The organism is Sorangium sp. So ce726 (assembly GCF_051521405.1).
Lineage (GTDB): Bacteria > Myxococcota_A > Polyangia > Polyangiales > Polyangiaceae > Sorangium.
This window is the reverse complement of sequence record NZ_CP150349.1, coordinates 7,892,575-7,910,695: the sequence shown is the minus strand read 5'-3', so window position 1 is coordinate 7,910,695 and position 18,121 is coordinate 7,892,575. Positions and strand designations below refer to the sequence as shown.

The window sequence follows — 18,121 nt, the reverse complement described above, 5'->3', positions numbered from 1 at the left end:
GCGTCGCCCAGGGCGGTACCGCCCGGGCCCCGGGCCGTGCGCGACGACGTTGCCCGTGAGCGACACCGACGTGCTGACCCTCCACCTCCGGACACCTGTGCTGTAGGGTGAACCGTGTTACCGTATCTTTGTGATCATGCTGTCGGTGCCTGGCGAGCCGTGTTGCGCCGGGGCATTCGTGCTCTCGGCGCCGCGTCGGCGCGACGGGGGCTATTGAACACGCGGGCTATCGAAAAGGGGTACCATGCGAAATTCGACATCTGGCGTGCTCACGTTGCTTGTGCTCCTTCCGGGGTTCCTTCTCGGGTGCTCCGGTGAGGAAGCGCCGGGCTCCACGGCGGCATCTCCGACGTTCCATCGAGACGTCGAGCCGCTGCTGCAGAAGCACTGCATGAGCTGCCATTCTCCCGGCAACATCGCCCCGTTCAGCCTGACGGCGTACGACGCTGCGCACAGCGTGGCCAGCCTGCTCGCGCGCTCGGCGCGAGAGCGCACGATGCCGCCGTGGGGTGCGATGGAGACGGACGAGTGCCAGCCTCCTCACAGCTGGAAGGACGATCTCCGGTTGACGGAGGAGGAGATAGCGGTCTTCGAGGCGTGGGCCGCCTCGGGCGCTCCCGAGGGGGATCCGGCGGACGCGCCGCCCCCGTTCGTCGCCGAGGCGCCGGGGCTGCCCGGCGTCGAGCTGGAGGTCGCGCCGAAGGAGCCGTTCATCGCGAGCGGCGATGCCGACCAGTTCCGGTGTTTCGTGATGGATCCTGGGCTCACGGAGGCGCGGTACATCAACGGCGTGCACCTCATGCCGGGCAACCGCAAGGTCGTGCACCACGCGCTCGTGTTCATCGACAAGGATGGCGCGACCGATGCGCTCGTGGATGAGCACGGCGGATACGACTGCTTTGGCGGCCCCGGGTTCTCGGGCGAGCTCGTCGCCGCGTGGGCGCCGGGGGGCGTCCCCATCGAGCTCGAACCGAACATCGGCGCTGAGCTCCCCGCGGGGGCGCGGCTGGTGATGCAGGTCCACTATCACCCGGCCGGGACGACCGCCGAGCCCGACGCGACGCGCCTCCAGCTGCGCTTCACCCAGGGCGTGCCGGAGTGGCTCATGGGTATCGCGCTGATCGGCAACTTCGAGTCTCCCTTCGCCCAGGGGCGCGGCCTCCTCCCCGGGCCGAACGACGCGGATGGCGTGGAGTTCATGATCCCCGCCGGGGTGCCGGATCATGTCGAGACCATGCAGTTCAGGCTGCCCGCTGCGGTGTCTCTCTCGGAGACGTACCTCTATGGCGCCGGCACGCACATGCACTATGTCGGCACGGACATGAAGGTCACCCTCGAGCGCGAGGAGGGCGCCGCCGGCGCGCCTGAGGACCAGTGCCTGGTGCAGACGCCGAGGTGGGACTTCTCGTGGCAGCGCGGGTTCTACTACGACGCTCCCATCGAGCAGCTCCCGCGCCTCCGCGGCGGCGATCTGCTGACGATGCGCTGCACGTACGACAACTCGAACAGCAATCCATTCCTCGCGAAGGCGCTCAAGGAGCAGCACCTCCCCGCGCCGGTGGACGTGCACCTCGGCGAGAGCACCCTCGACGAGATGTGCCTCGCCGCCGTGATCCACGTGACGAGGAAGCAGTAGCGATCATGGCTCGATGACCTCGGGAGATCGGTAGCGATCGACGACTCCCGAGCATCTCACCGTCTCCGAGCGGTGCTCTCCCGCACAGGAGACGGGCCCAGATCGGCGTTTTCGGCGCGCAGGCGTACTCAAGTACGCCGAGCACCGAAAACGTCGAGATGGGCCCGTATCCGAAGCGGGAGAGCGCCGCTCAGGCGCGAGGGGGGCGGGACTTTACGAGCTCGTCGATGCCGAGCTCACGCGCCTTCTGGGCCAGCGCCTCGATCTTCTTCTTCCCGTCGGCGTCGGCGCTCGGCAGGAGCGACGTCAAGAGCCCTGAAAGCGTGCCGTCCGAGGGCTTTCCTCCGGGCGTGACGAGCTGCTTCAGGTCCTCCGTGACGCTCGCGTTGCCGTTCAGGTAGTCGCCGGCCAGGGCGCGCACCGTCGCGCTCTGGTCGACAAGCCCGTCGAGCGACTGGCCCAGGGTGACCGCCTTGACGAAGCGATCGAAGAACGCCCCGTCGCCGCCGACGATGTTGATCTTCGCGTGCTCGAACGCCCCGTGCAGGATCTCGGCCTGCGCCTTGGCGATCTCGGCCCGGATGCGCAGCGACTCGAGCTCCACCGCCCGCTCCTTCTCGAGCCGGAGGCGGAACTCCTCGTGCTCGCGCCCGACGCCGTCGAGCGCCTTCATCGCCGCCGCCTTCTCCGCCGTGCCGGCCGCCTCGGCCAGGAGCCGCTGCTTGATCGCGGTCGCCTCGGCGAGGCCCGTCTTCTCCAGGGCGAGCGCCTCGGCCTCGCGCGTCCGCGCGACCGCGAGCCCCTTCTGCTCGATGCCCGCCGCCTCGGCGAGGAGCCGCTCCTTCGCGACCGTCGCCTCGGCGCGCCCCTGCTTCTCGATCGCCATCGCCTCGGCCTCCTTGACCATCACCCGCGCGAGGCCCTGCTTCTCCTCGCCGGCGGCGGCGGCGTTCATCTTCTCGAGCGCCACGCGCGCCTCGGCGAAGCCCTGCTTCTCGATCGCCTGCGCGTCGGCCTCCTTCACCCGGATGCGCGCCAGCCCCTCGGCCGCGGACTCGGCCTGGTGGCCCTCGGCGAGGCGGATCTTCGCGCGCGCCGCCTTGTCGCTCGCCTCGAGCTCGGCGTCGGCCGTGATGAGCTTCTCCCGCGCCCGGAACTTCGCCGCCTCCTCGCTCGCCTCGGCGCCCTTGAGCTGCTTGACGAGCTGCTCCTGCGCCTCGGCCTCCGCGTTGATGCGCGTCACGTCCTTGAGGCGCGTCGCCTCGGCCACAGCGCGCACGTCCTTGATGCGCTCCTCCTCCTCGGCCACCGTCTTCTCGACCGCGATCCGCGCCCGGACCACGTCGGCGATGTCCTTCCTCTGGACCTCGAGCTCCTTCTCGCGCGCGATCTGCTGGAGCGTCACATCGCGCTCGCGGCTCACGATCTCGAGCTGACGCGCCTTCTCGACGCGCTCGGTCTCGACCGCGACCTCCCGCTCCTTGTTCTTCTGGGCGACCGAGACGCCGCGCTCCTTCGCCTCGCGGGCGACGAAGGCCTCCTCATCGTTCTTCTCCTGGAGGAGCACCGTCTTCTTGCGCTCGTCGCTCAGGATGCGCGCGGCCTCGTTCTGCTCGCGCGCCTGCGCCACCGCGATCTCCTTGGCCTTCTTCGCCTCGGCCTCGGCCCGGCGCTGCTCGAAGCGGAAGATGGCCTCGTCGGAGTTCAGGTTCTGGCTGCCGATCTCCATCCGCTCCTTCTGGCGGAGCTCGTTCGTCAGCACGTTCTGCGCGACCGTGAGCTCGGTGATCTTCCGGATGCCCTCGGCATCCATGATGTTGTCCTTGTCGAGCAGCTCGATGGGCGTCTGCTCCAGGTAATCGATCGCCGCGTCGGCCAGCACGAACCCGCTCAGGTCCTTGCCGATGACGTCGATGATGTCGTCCTTGAACTTCTGACGCTCCTTGTAGAGGTCCTCGAAGTTCAGGCGCTTGCCGACCGTCTTGAGCGCCTCGGAGAACTTCGCGGCGAAGAGCTGCTCGAGCGTCTCCGGGTTCGACGCGCGGGCGCAGCCGATGGTCCGCCCGACCGTGCGCACGTCGTCCTGCGTCTTGTTCACCTGCACGAAGAAGGTGACCTTGATGTCCGCGCGGATGTTGTCCTTGCAGATGAGGCCTTCCTTGCCGCGCCGGTCGATCTCGATCGTCTTGACCGAGATATCCATGTACTCGGCGCGGTGGATGATCGGCAGCACCAGCGTCCCTGTGAAGGTGACGATGGGGTCCTGCCCTCTCGTGTTGATGATCAGCGCCTTGCCCTGATCCACCTGGCGGTAGAACTTGGCGTACATCACCAGCATCCCGAGGGCGACGAAGGCGAGGACGCCGACGAGGACGATGACTAGGGGGACGGTCACAGGGGGCACGCGGAGCTCCTTCGCGTTTCGGTGGAGGGGAGAGCGCCGGCCCCCGCGTTTGCGTCGGTGAGGGTCGGACGCCCAGGCCCGCTCAGAGCCGGGTCGGGGGCCGAATGACGCCCCCTCGGGGACGAGCGTACACGAAACCGCCCGCCCGACAGCGGTGTTCAGCCGCGGCGCCCGCGCCGGCGTTCAGCTGCGGCGCTGCCGCTCGTCCGCTGCGCGCGCCGCGGGCGCGTCGTCCTCCTCGACATCGGCCGGGCGTGCTTCCACGCGGGACGCACCCCGCTCCGCCAGGGGAGGGGGAGGGCCCAGGAGGGCGTCGAGCGGCTCGACGCTGAAGACCTCTCGGTCCGGGTCCCAGCTCACGAGCAGCGCGCGGTCGCCCCGGCGGAGCGCGCCGGGCGTGTCGCATCGGACGTCGAGGATGTGGCTCGCCCCGCCCTCGTCGATCGTCGCCTGACCGAAGCGGTCGTCGACGCGCCCGGTGGAGATGACGCACACGCGGCCCACGAGATCCTTCTTCGACTGGGCGTGCCGGGTCACGAACAGGGGGCCGAGCGGCCGTACCGCGAGCGAGGTCGAGAGCACTGCCACGACGAGCGAGCCGGCGAGCACCGCGGCGCCGAGCGTCCAGTGAGGCAGCCCCGAGCCGAGCCAGAGCGGCTCGACGAGCACCGTCGACAGGGCGCTCGTGAACCAGCCGAACGCCGCGATCAGCGTGAGCGACACGGTCGCCGGCACGCGGTGGAGCTGGAGCGCGGCGAGGAGCGAGCCGGCATCCTCCGCGCCGTCGGCCCCGTCCGCCGTGCCCTTGGCAGCCCCTTCGAGCGAACCCTTGGCGGCGCCTTCGAGCGAGCCCTTGACGGCGCCTTCAAGGGCGCCCTTGGCAGCGCCTTCGAGCCCGCCGAGGTGGGGCGCCGCGTCGCCATGGGCGCCGCCGAGCAGATCGAGGTCGACCGCGCCCAGGAGGACGAAGAGCCAGTAGATGAGCGCGAGCGCGAGCGCGACCGTGAAGATCACGGCAGGGAACGCGAGCGATGCGGCGAGCACCTCGGCCATAGGCAGACGCGGGCAGGGCGCAGGATGCGGCGCCCGCGACAGGTGTCTCCGATAGGATCACAAGGAGGGGAGGGATGGGGCCAAATTCGGTCGCACAGGATGTTGCCGAAAAGACTTGACAGGCACGGACTGGCGCCTGTCGCGAGGTGCCCTACAGGAGGCCTACCGGGATCGCACAACCAAGATGCGATCAGCCCCTCATGAAAAGGCGACGCCAACTCAATAAGTGTTCATGCACCGAGCGCCGTGGCTCAGCGAGCTTCTTGGCTTTCGAGGCTCGAGAGCACGCTGAGGTCCTCGGGACCGCCGAAGACCGGCGCAGGCACGCCGAGGATCCCGAGCTCCAGCAATTCGCCGAACGACCTCGCCGAGATCGCGAAGTAGCCGCTGCACCGGGAGGCTTTCAGATCGGGCCTCGCGCTCGTCAGCGCGTCGAGCCTGCGCGCGCGGTCGCTCAAGATCGCGCCGACCTCCCGCGGGCGCGAGGCATGTTCGGTGAGCGCCGCGTACCCGATTTGGACCCGCGGCTCGTCCTTCGGCAGCTTCGCGAAGGCGTCCCGCGCCTCCTTCTGAAAACGCTCGGGCACGATGCAGAGCCCCGCGTGATCCGGGATGAGCCAGCCCTTCGACAGCGAGGCGAGGAGAATCGCGCTCTCGTCGTCGAGCAGCGCCCGCGCCTGCTCTGTCGGCGGCGTCGCATAGGCCGAATCGAGGATCAGCATCCGCCGCTCGTCCGCGCGCGCCCAGCGCCGGAGCTGGGCCGCTTCGAGAGGCGACAGGTGCGAGCCCCACGGCTTGAGGGGCTCGCAGATCAACACCGCGTCGAGCTCGTCGAGGACAGGTAACCCGAGGCGCGCATTCCACGGGACGAGGGTCGCTCCCGCCTCGGCCGCGAGCTGCTGGTAGACGGGGTAGACGTCGGCGGGGACACCGACGCGCGCGTCCCGCTTCGCGAGGAGCTCGAACAACGCGCGAAGCGAGCGACGGATACCGTGGCTGACCTGCGTGCGCGGCTTGAATGCCTGCGGTAGCTCGAGGTGCGCGAGGAACCGCTCCGCGAGGTGACAGCGATACGACGCCTCCGGGTGGGTCGAGGGCGCGATGGCCGGGAAGAAACGCGCGAGGCTCCGGTAAACGTTGAGCTCCGAGAGATCGACGAGCGAAGGACGCGTGGCCCTGAGCTCCGCGCGGCGCGCGAGAAATGCTTCGTGCTTCATAAGGTGGAGCTCGGATCTTCCAGGGAGGCGAGGCAAGACCCGTCAGCCATCACGTTCCACGAGCGGACGAGACCATGAGTCCGTTCCCAGCCGACCGATGGCTCGGTGTAGGCGGCCACGCGGAGCATGCGGCCGCCCATGGTTCCTTCGAACACCGGGCTCCCCCAGGGGAGCTCAGCGCATCTCTCGAAGCCGAGGTCCGCGAGCGTGTGGAGCACGAGCGAGAGGGGTACCTGGTTTGCCTCGCAATACCGGTTGGCCGCGCTCGGCGCCCACGGGTTCTCCGAGAGGCTCGAGATGTAGAGCTCCTTGAAGCACACCTCCTGAAACCCCTCTTCGGCGCTCCGTTCGAGGTAGGCGCGCACCTTCGCGGCGTCATCGACGCCGCCGCGCTGGAGGACGCAAATGGCCCGCGTGCGAAGGCCCGCCGCGCTCCCCAGCGCGCCGGAGTCGACCTCGATTCCCATGATGCGCGCGTCGTCTTCGCGCGTCACGCCGTGTCGGCTCACCGCGAGGGTGGTGAGCCCTGCGTCCCGGAGCTCTTCGACCTGCGCGAGGTCGAGGCGCGCGCCGTTCGTGATGAGGAGGGACCTCGGGAAGAGCTCGGAGAGGCCACGAACGAGCGCGCGGAGTCGTTCGGGCTCGAGCAACGTCGGCTCGCCGCCGCCGGTGATGACGGCGCGCTCGGCGCCGCGCTCCTTCGCGCGCTTCGCCCAGTCGAGGTAGCGCTCCAGCGTGGCGCCCCGCTGGCGCGCGAGATCGGAGACGCTCGCCTTCGAGAAGCAGAATGCGCAATGCGCCTGGCAAGCATTCGCGACGGGCAGCACCGAGATGCTCCGCGGCCGGCAACTCGCCCAGTCGATGAGGCCGGCGCCATCGAGGCGAAAGGCCTCCGCGGTGATCTCCTCGTGCCGGGTGGGCACGAGGGCGCCATGCGCATCGACCCACGCCACGCCGCTCAAGGGGATCTCGCTCGACGGCCAGCGCCAGCCGATGCCCGTGCCCGTCACGTCGTTCGGGCGCATCGCGTCGGGCCCGACGGGGAGCCGCGCCCGCAGCGCCACGACGCGATCCTTCGGCCGCCCGAGCCTCGTCACGAGCCTCCGCGCCTTCTCGAGCCCGGGCGCAAAGGGCTCGTCTTCCTTCATCATGTAGAAAGCGTCCGGGAAGGTCGATTCGCGGATCAACGCCTTCGAGTAACGCATCCCGTAGCGGTCGAAGCCCCGCAGCCAGTTCGACAGGGGAATGAAGGCAACGAAGGGGACCATGGACGACATGGTCGATGAGTCACAGAGTCGAGTCAACCGGACTCGAGGGGGCCGACGCGAGGCTCACGACCCTGCGGGCGCGTGCCCGAGATCGGCCCTCGCCACGCCCCTGGCTCTTGCGAGGACGAAATGATCCGCGAGCGTGGTGACGAGCCAGGGGGGGCGATTGGCAGACGTGCTCTCGAGAACTTAGGCGTTGCGGCGGGGCCTTACGAGGCGCCGGCGCAGCCGCGCGGCGGCGAGCGCTCCGAGGGCGAGCAGCCAGGCCGGTGTCTCTTGCGGGCCATTCGCCGTGCGGCAGGCGCAGCCCCCTGCTGCGCTCGGGAGATCGCCTCCACTGCTGCTCTGCGTGCCCGTCGTGCTGGCGCCGGTGGTCGTGGGGTCATCTCCGCCCGCGCTGGTCGTGGTGGATGTGGCGCCTCCTTGATGGCTGGCGTCACCGCCGTTGCCGCCTGCGGCCGTGCCGCCAGCGCCCCCGTTGTCCCCGCCGCTGGTTCCGCCGCCTGCGTTGCCACCGGTGCCACTGCCAGCGTCGCCGCCGCCGGCGCCTGGATTGCCACCAACACCACTGCTGGCATCGCCGCCGCCGCCGTCCGGATGACCACCGACACCGCTGCTGGCGCCGCCGCCGATGCCACTGCTGGTGTCGCCGCCGCCTGGATTGCCACCGACACCGGCGCCGCCGATGCCGCTGCTGGCGTTGCCACCGATGCCACTGCTGGTATCGCCGCCGCCTGGATTGCCACCGACACCGGCGCTGGCGTCGCCACCGATGCCACTGCTGGCATTGCCACCGATGCCACTGCTGGCATCGCCGCCGCCGCCGTCCGGATGACCACCGACACCGCTGCTGGCGGCGCCGCCGATGCCACTGCTGGTGTCGCCGCCGCCTACGCCGTTGCTGGCGCCTCCGATGCCACTACTGGTGTCGCCGCCGCCTACGCCGTTGCTGGCGGCGCCGCCGATGCCACTGCTGGTGTCGCCGCCGCCGTGGCCGCCCGCCGCCGTGCCGTCTGCACCGCCGCTGCCGCTCACGGCCCCGCCGCCTTCGCCCGTGGTGCTGCCGCCGACGCCGTCGCTGCCGCCCCCCGCGCCAGCGCTCTCGCTCCCGCCTCCGCCCGGCACGCAGGCGCCACTCTGGCACATCCCGGGCGACGCCGGCTGCGCTGTGACATAGAGCCACGCATTGTCGAGACGTTGATACGTCGTACCGCCGCCGGCGATCAGGATACGGCCGTCGTGGAGCCGCTCCATCACGGCGCTCTGATCCCTCACGTCCAGCGCCGGCGCGAGCGTCCAGGTGTCGCTCGCTGGGTCGTAGATCTCGGCCGTGAAGGCACCGTCATTGGCTCTGGATGCGGACGGGAGGCCCGTCACCAGGACCCTGCCATCGGGGAGGAGCGCCGCGCTGGGGGAGTTCCGTGGCTCGACCGTCTCTCTCGTCGAGGTCCAGGTGTCGCTCGCCGGATCGTAGATCTCGGCCATCTCCGTGTTGCTTCTGCTGCTCCCTCCTCGTCCCCCGACGACGAGCACCCGGCCGTCCAGAAGCCGCGTTGCCGCGTGCTGGTGGCGGCTCCAGTGCATCGAGGCGACGCGCGTCCACGTGTTGGTCGCCGCGTCGTAGATCTCCGCGCTCACCTCCGGGGAATCCTCGTCTCCGCCCGCGACGAGGACCCTGCCGTCCTGCAGCAATGTCGCCGTGGCGAGGCTTCGCGGGACGTTCATGGGCGCCGCCTGGGTCCACGTGTTCGTGACGGAGTCGTAGATCTCGACCATTTCTCCGCCGGCGTCGATGATGTTGTCGCCGCCGGCGACGAGTAGCCGGCCGTCTGCGAGCGGCGTGATCGTCGCGCGGGCCATAAGGCGCGGCCCGATGCTGGTCGCAGCCGGCGTCCACACGCCCGCCTCAGGGTCGAATCGCATCGTCGGCGAGGGGCGCCGGCGCGGGCGATCGGGGAGCCCCAGGGCCGTCCCGTCAGGAAGCGATGCGAGCCTCGACGGCAGCTTCAGCCCGTCCAGCTTCTCGGGGGGCTGCCACGAGCCCGTGCTCGGGTCGTAGCGGAGCCAGACACTGCCCGCCTGCGGCGGATTGCCTGTCTCGCCGAACCCGATCATGAGCAGCGTTCCATCCTGGAGCAGGGTGGCCGCAGGCTGGTTGAGGAGGACGCCCATCCGCCCCGTCGCCTCCCAACCCTCTGCGGAACCGGCGAAGTCGCAGGGCGTACCGTCCGGCTTCGCGGACGCGGGCGCCGCACACCCCGCCGCGGGGTCACACACCGGCGCTTCATGGCAGTCATCGACGGGCAAGCACACCGCGAGGCTCGACCCCGTACAGGCGCCTCCTACGCACGCGCTCGCCGCCGAGCAGACGTCGCCGTCGCTGCACGGGGTCCCGTCCGGCGCAGCCGCGCCGTCGACGCACGCGCCCGCCTCGCAAACACCTCCGACGACGCACGCGTCCGCGTCGTCGCAGGCGACGCCGGAGAGCGGGGTGCAGGCGCCATCCTGCGACGCTCCCGAGGCCGCCGCGCAGGCGTCGCAAGGCCCGGCGCAGGGCGCGTCGCAGCAGACCGAATCCGCGCAGGAGCCGCTCCCGCAGTCGCTGTCCGTCTCGCAGGCCGCGCCGAGCTGCGAGCGCTCGCGGAAGAGCACCGCCGATGCCGTCGCGGTCGAGGCATCGATGTAACCGCCGGCGATCAGCACGCTCCCGTCGTTGAGCCGCGTCGACGAATGGTGGGCGCGCGCCATGGTGGCGGGCGGCTCCAGCGCGAGGCTCGACCAGGAGAGCGTCGCCTCGTCGAAGATCGCCCGGGTCGCGTGGAAGGGAAAGATGAGGTCTGTCGTCCCCTGCGCAAAACAGGGCTCCACACCTCCCGTGAGCAGCACCTTTCCGCTCGGGAGCAGCGATGTGCGCATTCCCTGGCTGCCCGAGCTGCCCGCAGCGCACGGCGTCGAGGCCGGAGCATACGACCCGGAAGTCGGCGCCCATCGATCGTCCTGCGGGAAATAGACCTGCGAGAAGGCAGGATCAGCCGGGCCCGGACCGGCGGAGATGCCTCCCAGGACCAGGACCCCGCCGCCCGGGAGCGTCGTCGCGCTGGGAGCCTCGTATTCGGTCGTCGGCCTTACGGCCCCGTTCTCCCAGGTCCAGATCTGGGTCTCCAGATCATAGAGGCTGCAGCCGGCTCCGGTCACCATGACCCGGCCGTCCTGGAGCAGCGTTGCGCTCAGGGGATTGGGCCCGTACGTCGTGTACCGGTCCACGGATTTGCAGAACGGCAATTCCGTCCAGCCGCGCGACTCCGGGTTGTAGATGGCCGAATTCATGTAATAGCGCAGCTCGGCCACGCCGTCCATATTGCGATCCGCGTAGTCCCAGCCCTGGCCGAAGAGCACCGGTCTGCCGCCGGCGAGCATCATCGAGGGCGCGGGATGGGGTATCGACAGCGATCCTGCAGGCGTCCAGGTGTCGCTCATCGGGTCGTAGATCTCGGCCGAAGGCAGGGACGTTCCCAGCGCCGCTGCGTTCCTCGTCCTGCCGCCGGCCACGAGGACATGGCCGTCTGGCAGAAGGACGGCCGCGTGTCCGCTGCGGGCCTGGAGGAGCGGCGCCGCCGGCGTCCATGTCCTGGTCGCCGGGTCGTAGATCTCGACTGCCTGGAGGCTCGTCGCCTCGCTGTTCGTGAGCGGTGGTCTGTCCAGCTCCGGGTATCCACCCGCGACGAGCACCCTGCCGTCCTGGAGCACCGTGGCCGTATGCTCGCCCCGCGGGGTGATCATGGGCGGCACGCTCTCCCACGACGGCGCGCTGGCTGCCGACGCAACGCCCGCGCACAGCGTCACGAACCCGCAGGCAGCGGCGCTCCCTAGCCTTCCGATCGATCGCATGTCCTGATGGCCTCCGCCGCCTTCCGTTGCCTACGGTGGCGCGAGCATTCAGCGTCCTGCGCGCCGAGGACCGGCGTACGGGGCACGGCGTCGAGTTCTCCCACGTTTGCGCCGCGGTCCGGATGCGCGGGGGCGAGGCACAGGATGCGCCATGCCTGTGTGCCGATGACGGAATGGGGTGCGGCTCACTCTGGCGCACATCATCGTTTCGCGCTCAAAAATCCGCTGTTGTGCTGGCACATCCGTTGCTGAGGGGGCGGCATGAAGACCTTTATCCGATGGCTCATTCCCGTCGCGCTCGTTCCTGTGTTCGCTTGCTCGGACGCGGTCGAGCCGCCTTCCGGCGGCGGTTCGGGGGGCAGCACGCCCGACGAGACCCTGTCATCCAGCGTATCGAGCGGTACTGGCGACACGCCCGAGGAGACCACGTCGTCCAGCGCATCGACCGGTGGCAACGCCCCCGTCGCATGTGATTCCTTCGGAGGGGGCGCTCCGCCGGGAGCGCCCTGCGCAGTTGAGGGCGAGTCTTGCGACTACGCCTGCACCTCCTGCGGCGTCGTCTGTACCGACGGCGTGTGGGTCGAGCGCTGCACCGCGTGTCCCGTGGTGGAAGTGCCTGAGAACGGAACGGACTGCAGTGCCTATTACGGCGTGGGGCCGTGCAGTTATAAGCTCGAATGCGGCACAGTGAGCGCCACTTGCGACGGACCGACCGGGTTGTGGGAGGTCAGCTGCGGTAACGAGAGCGACGGGAGCGGCGGGGCCAACGAAGGCGGCGGCGGGGGCAACGAAGGCGGCGGCGGGGACGCCGAGGGGGGCGGCGAGCACGAAGGCGGTTGCGGCTAGGCGTGGCTGGGGCGGCTCCCGCCGCCCCATGGGCCACGCGCTCGGCCTGCAATCGACCGCTGCGCGGCGGTCCGCCCACCTCGGCCATTCGCGCCGGAGCTCAGGAGGCGTTCCGGCGCGACTCGTTGTTCTTTGTCTCCGGGGGCGACGTCGCGCCGATGGAGGTCGCGGAGCCCGCCGCAACGCCGGTCGTGCTCGCGGCGGCGCGCTCGCTCGACGACAGCCCCGCGCTCGTCCTCGCCTCGCCCTGCTGCTGCTCGCGATAGAGTCGGATCTCGTTCCGCACGTCGCTCACGCCCGAGATCCGCTCGGCGAGCACCTCCAGCTGGTGCTTGAAGCGACGCTCGCGGACGGTCCCGGAGAGGATGACCTCGCCGTTCTGCACCTTCACCTCGACGTCGCTCGCGTCGAGGTCCGGCTGATCGGAGATCTGGTCGCAGATATCCTCGCGGATCCGCTCGTCCGAGCGCTTGTACCCCTTGGGCGGGCGGCCACGCGAGCCGCTGAGCCCACCGCCCTGTCGAACGGTCTGGAGGAAGCTGCGGCCGCCTGAGGCCTGTCCGGCGAACCCCTGTCCTCCGTAGGGGGAAGGGCCTTGATCGCCGCCGGAGGACGACTCGTGCCCTTCGTACCCGCGTTGCTGTCCTGGCCGCTCGTTCCAGCCGCGTTCGTCGTCGGCCCACTGCCGGAGGCCGCCGCGGGCTCCGTATCCTTCGTGCTGGCCTCCGTCCAGGCCTCCCGGGCGACCGAAGCGGCCCTGGCCGCCACCAGATCCACCCTGGCCACCGAATCCACCCTGGCCTCCGAAGCCGCCCTCACTGCCCTGGCCGCCGCCGAATCCACCCTGGCCACCGAAGCTGCCCTGGCTGCCCTGGCCGCCGCCGAATCCACCCTGGCCACCGAAGCTGCCCTGGCCGCCGCCGAATCCACCCTGGCCACCGAAGCTGCCCTGGCCGCCGCCGAATCCACCCTGGCCACCGAAGTGGCCCTGACCGGCGCCATAACCGCCCTGGCTGCCACCGAAGCCACCCTGTCCGCCGAAGTGGCCCTGTCCGCCGAAGCCACCCTGTTCGCCCAAGCGGCCCTGTCCGCCGAAGCGGCCCTGTCCGCCCTCATCGCCATAGACGCCCTGGCCACCGGCGAAACCGACACGGCCGCTGCCGAATCCCTCTCCGCCGTAGCCGCCGAGTCGACTCTGTCCACCGAAGCCGCCCTGGCCGCCACCGAAGCCGCCCTGGCCGCCGCCGAATCCGCCCTGGCCGCCGCCGTAACCGCCTTGGCCGCCGCCGAAGCCGCCTTGGCCGCCGTAGCCGCCCTGGCCGCCGCCGAAGTGACCTTGGCCGCCGTGACCGCCCTGGCCGCCACCGAAGCCGCCCTGGCCGCCGCCGAAGCCGCCCTGGCCGCCGCCGTAGCCGCGCCTGGCGTCAAGATCGTCGCGACCTCCTCGCTGGAAGTCATCACGCTGGCCGCCCGAGGCCTGGCGCTGGGCGTCTTCGCGCTGCCCCCAGCCGCGATCCTGTCGGCCATCCCAGCCGCGTTCGCCGCCGTGGCCGCGCCAGCTCGGGTCGCCCTCGCCGCCGCTCTCGCCCTCGTGGCCGCGTCCGACAGACTCTCGCTGATCGGAGCGACCGCGGAAATCATCGTGACCTCCGCGGGAATGGCGCCGATCGTCTCGCTGGAGGACTTGCTCGTAGTTGCCACGATGCCCGTAACTAGCATCCCCGCTGGCTCCGCGCTCGCCACGATATCGCTCATCGCCTCGCTGCCCCTGGGTTGACCCAAAACGCTCGTCGTCGCGCCCCGGCCCGTCGTTATGTTCCTCGTCGATCCATCCCTGACGATTCGGCATGACTCCTCCGCCTTTCTTGCGAGGAGAGCGGCACGGCAGCGAAACTGGGCCGCTCCTCTCCGGTGATCCAGCCGACGCTCGGTCCACATTCGGGCGACGTTCGGGCGACGCACGAGCGTGCGAGAAGACAGCCGTATCGAGCCGCCTGTCGTGCGTGCCTGTCCGGCGCCGCGTGGCCTGAAGATCCAGGGCCCCGACGCCCCGGCGCGATCCGGCATCGCAAGGGGTGTTCCAGGACGGCGAGGGCGGTATTTCGCTCCGTTTTCAGGGAGATTTCGCCTCGTCAGGCCCGCTGCGAGGTGCAATGCGCCCCAGGCCGGAGCGACCAAAGCGTCTCACAGAGACGTTGTGCCACAGTGACGACATCATGACTTAGGGCCTCCCCTGAGCGTGGCTCGGGAGCCGACGGACGAGCTCACATGACTTTCCGGGCCGCGCGCCGGCGTTGCTCACCGAGGTGTTGACTTCCGGACATCCGATCTCGACCATGGCCACGCGGATGAGCCCGCCTCATCGATTGCCGATGAGCTTCCCCGAACGCCGCACGCTCGCGGGCGCCCCACGAAAGGCGCGAGAGGCGAAGAGCGAGGACCGAAAAACGGAGCGACGAGGGGCGAGTCGCGACACGAGCCGGGAGAAGAGAGCGGGGCGGAAGGCGAAAAATGTGACCATCGCGGTATACCGGCCGGACGCTCGGCAGGGCACGGCGAGATCCGCGGTTCGCGTGTTCGTGTGCGGGCGGTCGCCCGGCCCGCTCCTCACCGAAAATCCATGCGCGCGCCGCGCGGCCGCGATTACCCTCGCGCCTTCCTCGGAGCTCCCATGCCGGCCCAGCGAAGCGTGACGAAATGGCTCGAGCGAGCCCCTCCGCCGGTGTTCACGGCCTTCGCCGTGATCGCCGCGTTCGCGACCTACTTCTGCATGTACGCCTTCCGCAAGCCGTTCGCGGTCGGCTCCTTCAAGGGGATGGTCGCGCTGCCGCTGCTCCCCGCGCTCGATCTGAAGAGCCTCTACATCATCGCCCAGGTGCTCGGGTACTGCGCCTCCAAGTTCCTTGGCATCAAGGTCGTCTCCGAGATGCCGCCCGAGCGGCGCGCGCTCGCCATCCTCGCGTGCATCGGGGTGAGCGAGGTCGCGCTCATCCTGTTCGGGCTCGCCCCGGCACCCTACGCCGCCGTCTTCCTGGTGCTGAACGGCCTGCCGCTCGGCATGGTCTGGGGGCTCGTCTTCGGCTTCCTCGAGGGGCGCCGCGTGAGCGATCTGCTCGGCGCCGGCCTCTGCGCCAGCTTCATCGTCGCGAGCGGCTTCGTGAAGACCGTTGGCAAAATCACGCTCGGCTGGGGGGTCCCGGAGGTCTGGATGCCCGCGGTGACAGGCGCCCTCTTCTTCCCGCCGCTGCTCCTCTCGGTGTGGATGCTCGCGCAGATCCCGCCGCCCTCGGTGGACGATGAAGCGCTCCGGACCCGGCGCGCGCCGATGGACCGCGCCGCGCGGCGCGCGTTCGTCCTCGCGAACGCGGGCGGGCTCGCGACCCTCGTCCTCGGCTACGTCGTCCTCACCGCCTACCGCGATTTCCGGGACAACTTTGCCCGCGAGATCTGGGACGCCCTCGGCTACACCGACCAGCCGGCCATCCTGACCACGGCCGAGATCCCGGTGGCCGTCGGCGCGCTCCTCTCGGTCGCGGTGATGATCGGCATCCGCAACAACCGCACGGCGCTCGTCGCGATCCACGGGGTCATGATCGCCGGGGCGGCGCTCGCGGGGCTGAGCACCGCGCTCTACCAGGCGGGCGTCATCGGCCCTGTCGCCTGGATGATCAGCGTCGGGCTCGGGCTCTATGTGGGGTACGTCCCGTACAACTGCGTCCTCTTCGACCGGCTCATCGCGGCCGTGGGCTCGGTGGCGACGGCGGGCTTCCTGATCACCGCGGCCGACGCCTTCGGCTATCTCGGGAGCGTGGCGCTCCTGCTCTACAAGAGCTTTGGCCACGCGAAGCGCTCGTGGCTCGAGTTCTTCCTCGGCTTCAGCTACGCGACCGCGTTCGTTTGCGGGGCCCTCTTCGCTGTATCCGGAGCGTACTTCTGGCTGCGCACCCGCGGACCGTCCGCCGCCGCGCGGCCCGCGGCGCTCGACGCCTGACGCGCGGCGCGCCGCCGGCCGCGCGGGCGAGCCATGGGGGGCGCGCGGCGCCGGCGGGCGTGGGGGGAAGGGCTCAGTTGATCGGCGGGATCTCGGTCTTGCAGCCGACCTGGAGCTGGACCTGCCCGCCCGCCTGGAAGTGGGTGCAGGTCGCGGGGCACATCACGATCTTCGTCGGCGTGCCGCCGGTCGTGGGGTCGACGTCGTAGTACCAGCCGCCGGCGGTCGCGTCGCAGCGCGCCTCGCTGGCCACGTAGAAGATGGTCGACGGGTCGCTGCTCTGCGGCGGCGTGTGCTGGACGTTGAGCGTCCCGTAATCGAGCGTCTGCCCGGCGGACGGCGCCGGGACCTGGTACTCGCACGCGAGGCTCGTCCCGCGGATCTCGCTGAGCGCGTCGAGGAACGCCTGCGTGACGTCGGAGTTCGTGTCGATGAAGTAGGCCGTCGTCGTCCCGCCGCCCTCGGCGATGCGGTTCATCGTGTCCTGGGCGCCGTCGTCGTCCCTGCCGAAGACACCGATGACGAAGGTCGAGATGCTCGGCGAGCCGCTCAGCCCCGCCGCCGCGATCTCCGCGATGCCGTCGGCGGACGTGGGATTGCACTCCGTGGGCATCCCGTCGGTGGCCAGCACGGTGACGACCCTGTGGGTCGGATTCGCCTGGGCGTGGGCCTGGGCCTGGGCGATCGCGCCGGACAGGGCGCCGGCGGTGGGCGTGCCCCCGTCGGGGAAGGTCTGGCCGATCGACCCGATGAGCTCGTCGGCCCAGGCGGCGTCGAGCGGCGCGATCGAGACGGCGGGCGTCGCGTAGTCCTCGGTGACGCACGAGTACGGGTGAGCGCAGGTGCTCCGGGACAGCTTGTTGCACGTGCCCGCGCGGTTGGGACAGCGCTCGCCGATGTCACCGCAGATGGTGTTGCTGCTCTGGGAGCACACGCCGATGTCGATGCACGCGTCGCCGTCCGGGCAGTCCGCGTCGGCGACGCAGACCTGGATGCCCGTGCGGGCGTCGAACGAGTCGCGACAGGCCCGGAGCGCGCACGGCCCGCTGACGCCGCACTCCTCGTTGGTCCTGCAGCTCGTGGGCAGGTCGGCGTTCAGCAGAGGGAAGTACTGGAGCCCGACGCCGAGCCCCTCCGACTTGGGGTCGGTGAAGAAGGCCTCGAGCGCGTCGGTCACGGCGTCCCACTTGGTGCCGCCCGTCGCGAGGCGATCTCTCATCGACCCCGACGAGTCGAGCATGATGTAGAGGTCGAGCGGCACGAGCTCCGCCGTTTTCGTCTCCCCGGCGCACGACGCCTCGCCGCCGGCGCCTTCGCCGGCGCCGCTGCTGGGCCCGGTGGTGATCTCTCCAGGCCCGTCGGTGCCATATCCGGTGCTCGTCGCTCCGCCTGTCCCCGTGCCATTCCCCGAGCCCGTCCCCGGGCCTGTCCCCGAGCCGGCCCCGGCACCCGCTCCGCCGGCTCCGCCGGCGGAGACCGAGCCATCGGACCCCCCGCACGCCGCGAAGATCACGCTGATCCCCGTCGCGGCGAGCGCCACCATCGTTGACCGGTTCCTCATGAGAAGAATCGAAACACCCTGGAAGCGCTTTGTCGAGCGTGTTGACTCGAACCCTCTGTCCGCGCTCTGGCTCGATGTGGGACGGGGTGAGACGCTTCAAGGAGGTCAGGCGATAGCTGAGCTCCCCGTGTGCTTGCGGGTACAGGATTGCGCCGAAGCACAGGATTGCTCCGGACCACAAGGTGCTTTGGAGCACAGGGCTGCTCCGGAGCGTAGGGCTCCGCCGGAGCGCTGGGGGCTTTGGAGTACAGGGGGAG

11 protein-coding genes are annotated in these 18,121 nt (G+C 70.3%); 4 read left to right on the top strand and 7 right to left on the bottom strand.

Going from position 1 to position 18,121, the window contains the following annotated elements; genetic code table 11:
- Positions 1–244: 244 nt before the first annotated feature.
- On the top strand, positions 245–1,636 hold the full coding sequence (locus tag WME79_RS29315; RefSeq protein ID WP_437521496.1) for a hypothetical protein: 1,392 nt from the start codon (positions 245–247) through the stop codon (positions 1,634–1,636).
- Positions 1,637–1,826: 190 nt separating this feature from the next.
- Here WME79_RS29315 and WME79_RS29310 read toward each other — a convergent pair whose 3' ends face one another.
- From WME79_RS29310 to WME79_RS29290, 5 genes are all read right to left on the bottom strand, one after another.
- A complete protein-coding gene (locus tag WME79_RS29310) occupies positions 1,827–4,040 on the bottom strand; it encodes a hypothetical protein (RefSeq protein WP_437521493.1) in 2,214 nt (737 codons plus the stop codon).
- Positions 4,041–4,223: 183 nt separating this feature from the next.
- Positions 4,224–5,093, bottom strand: a complete 870-nt coding sequence (locus WME79_RS29305) for a glycine zipper family protein (RefSeq protein WP_437521490.1) — start codon at positions 5,091–5,093, stop codon at positions 4,224–4,226.
- 251 nt (positions 5,094–5,344) lie between these two features.
- The gene (locus WME79_RS29300; protein WP_437521487.1) at positions 5,345–6,310 is read right to left on the bottom strand and encodes a hypothetical protein; all 966 of its coding nucleotides are present in this window, start codon (positions 6,308–6,310) and stop codon (positions 5,345–5,347) included.
- Positions 6,307–7,578, bottom strand: a complete 1,272-nt coding sequence (locus WME79_RS29295) for a radical SAM protein (protein ID WP_437521484.1) — start codon at positions 7,576–7,578, stop codon at positions 6,307–6,309. The genes WME79_RS29300 and WME79_RS29295 overlap by 4 nt, the downstream gene beginning before the upstream one ends.
- Before the next feature lie 189 nt (positions 7,579–7,767).
- Entirely contained in the window at positions 7,768–11,358 is a 3,591-nt protein-coding gene (locus tag WME79_RS29290) for a Kelch repeat-containing protein (RefSeq protein WP_437521481.1), read from the bottom strand.
- A 369-nt stretch (positions 11,359–11,727) separates the two neighbouring features.
- Between WME79_RS29290 and WME79_RS29285 the strand changes: the two genes are divergently transcribed.
- Positions 11,728–12,312 carry a hypothetical protein gene (locus tag WME79_RS29285; RefSeq protein ID WP_437521478.1) on the top strand — a complete coding sequence of 195 codons (585 nt, stop codon included), beginning with the start codon at positions 11,728–11,730 and terminating at the stop codon, positions 12,310–12,312.
- Between the two features lie 100 nt (positions 12,313–12,412).
- On the opposite strand, the gene WME79_RS29280 is transcribed toward WME79_RS29285, so the two are convergent.
- The gene (locus WME79_RS29280) at positions 12,413–12,766 is read right to left on the bottom strand and encodes a BON domain-containing protein (protein ID WP_437539977.1); all 354 of its coding nucleotides are present in this window, start codon (positions 12,764–12,766) and stop codon (positions 12,413–12,415) included.
- Between the two features lie 141 nt (positions 12,767–12,907).
- Between WME79_RS29280 and WME79_RS29275 the strand changes: the two genes are divergently transcribed.
- Both WME79_RS29275 and WME79_RS29270 read left to right on the top strand, forming a co-directional pair.
- Complete coding sequence (locus WME79_RS29275; RefSeq protein WP_437540118.1) at positions 12,908–14,089, top strand: hypothetical protein; 1,182 nt, start codon at positions 12,908–12,910, stop codon at positions 14,087–14,089.
- An 894-nt stretch (positions 14,090–14,983) separates the two neighbouring features.
- A complete protein-coding gene (locus WME79_RS29270) occupies positions 14,984–16,303 on the top strand; it encodes a DUF5690 family protein (protein ID WP_437521475.1) in 1,320 nt (439 codons plus the stop codon).
- A 73-nt stretch (positions 16,304–16,376) separates the two neighbouring features.
- On the opposite strand, the gene WME79_RS29265 is transcribed toward WME79_RS29270, so the two are convergent.
- Entirely contained in the window at positions 16,377–17,864 is a 1,488-nt protein-coding gene (locus tag WME79_RS29265; protein WP_437521473.1) for a hypothetical protein, read from the bottom strand.
- Between the last annotated feature and the right edge of the window lie 257 nt (positions 17,865–18,121).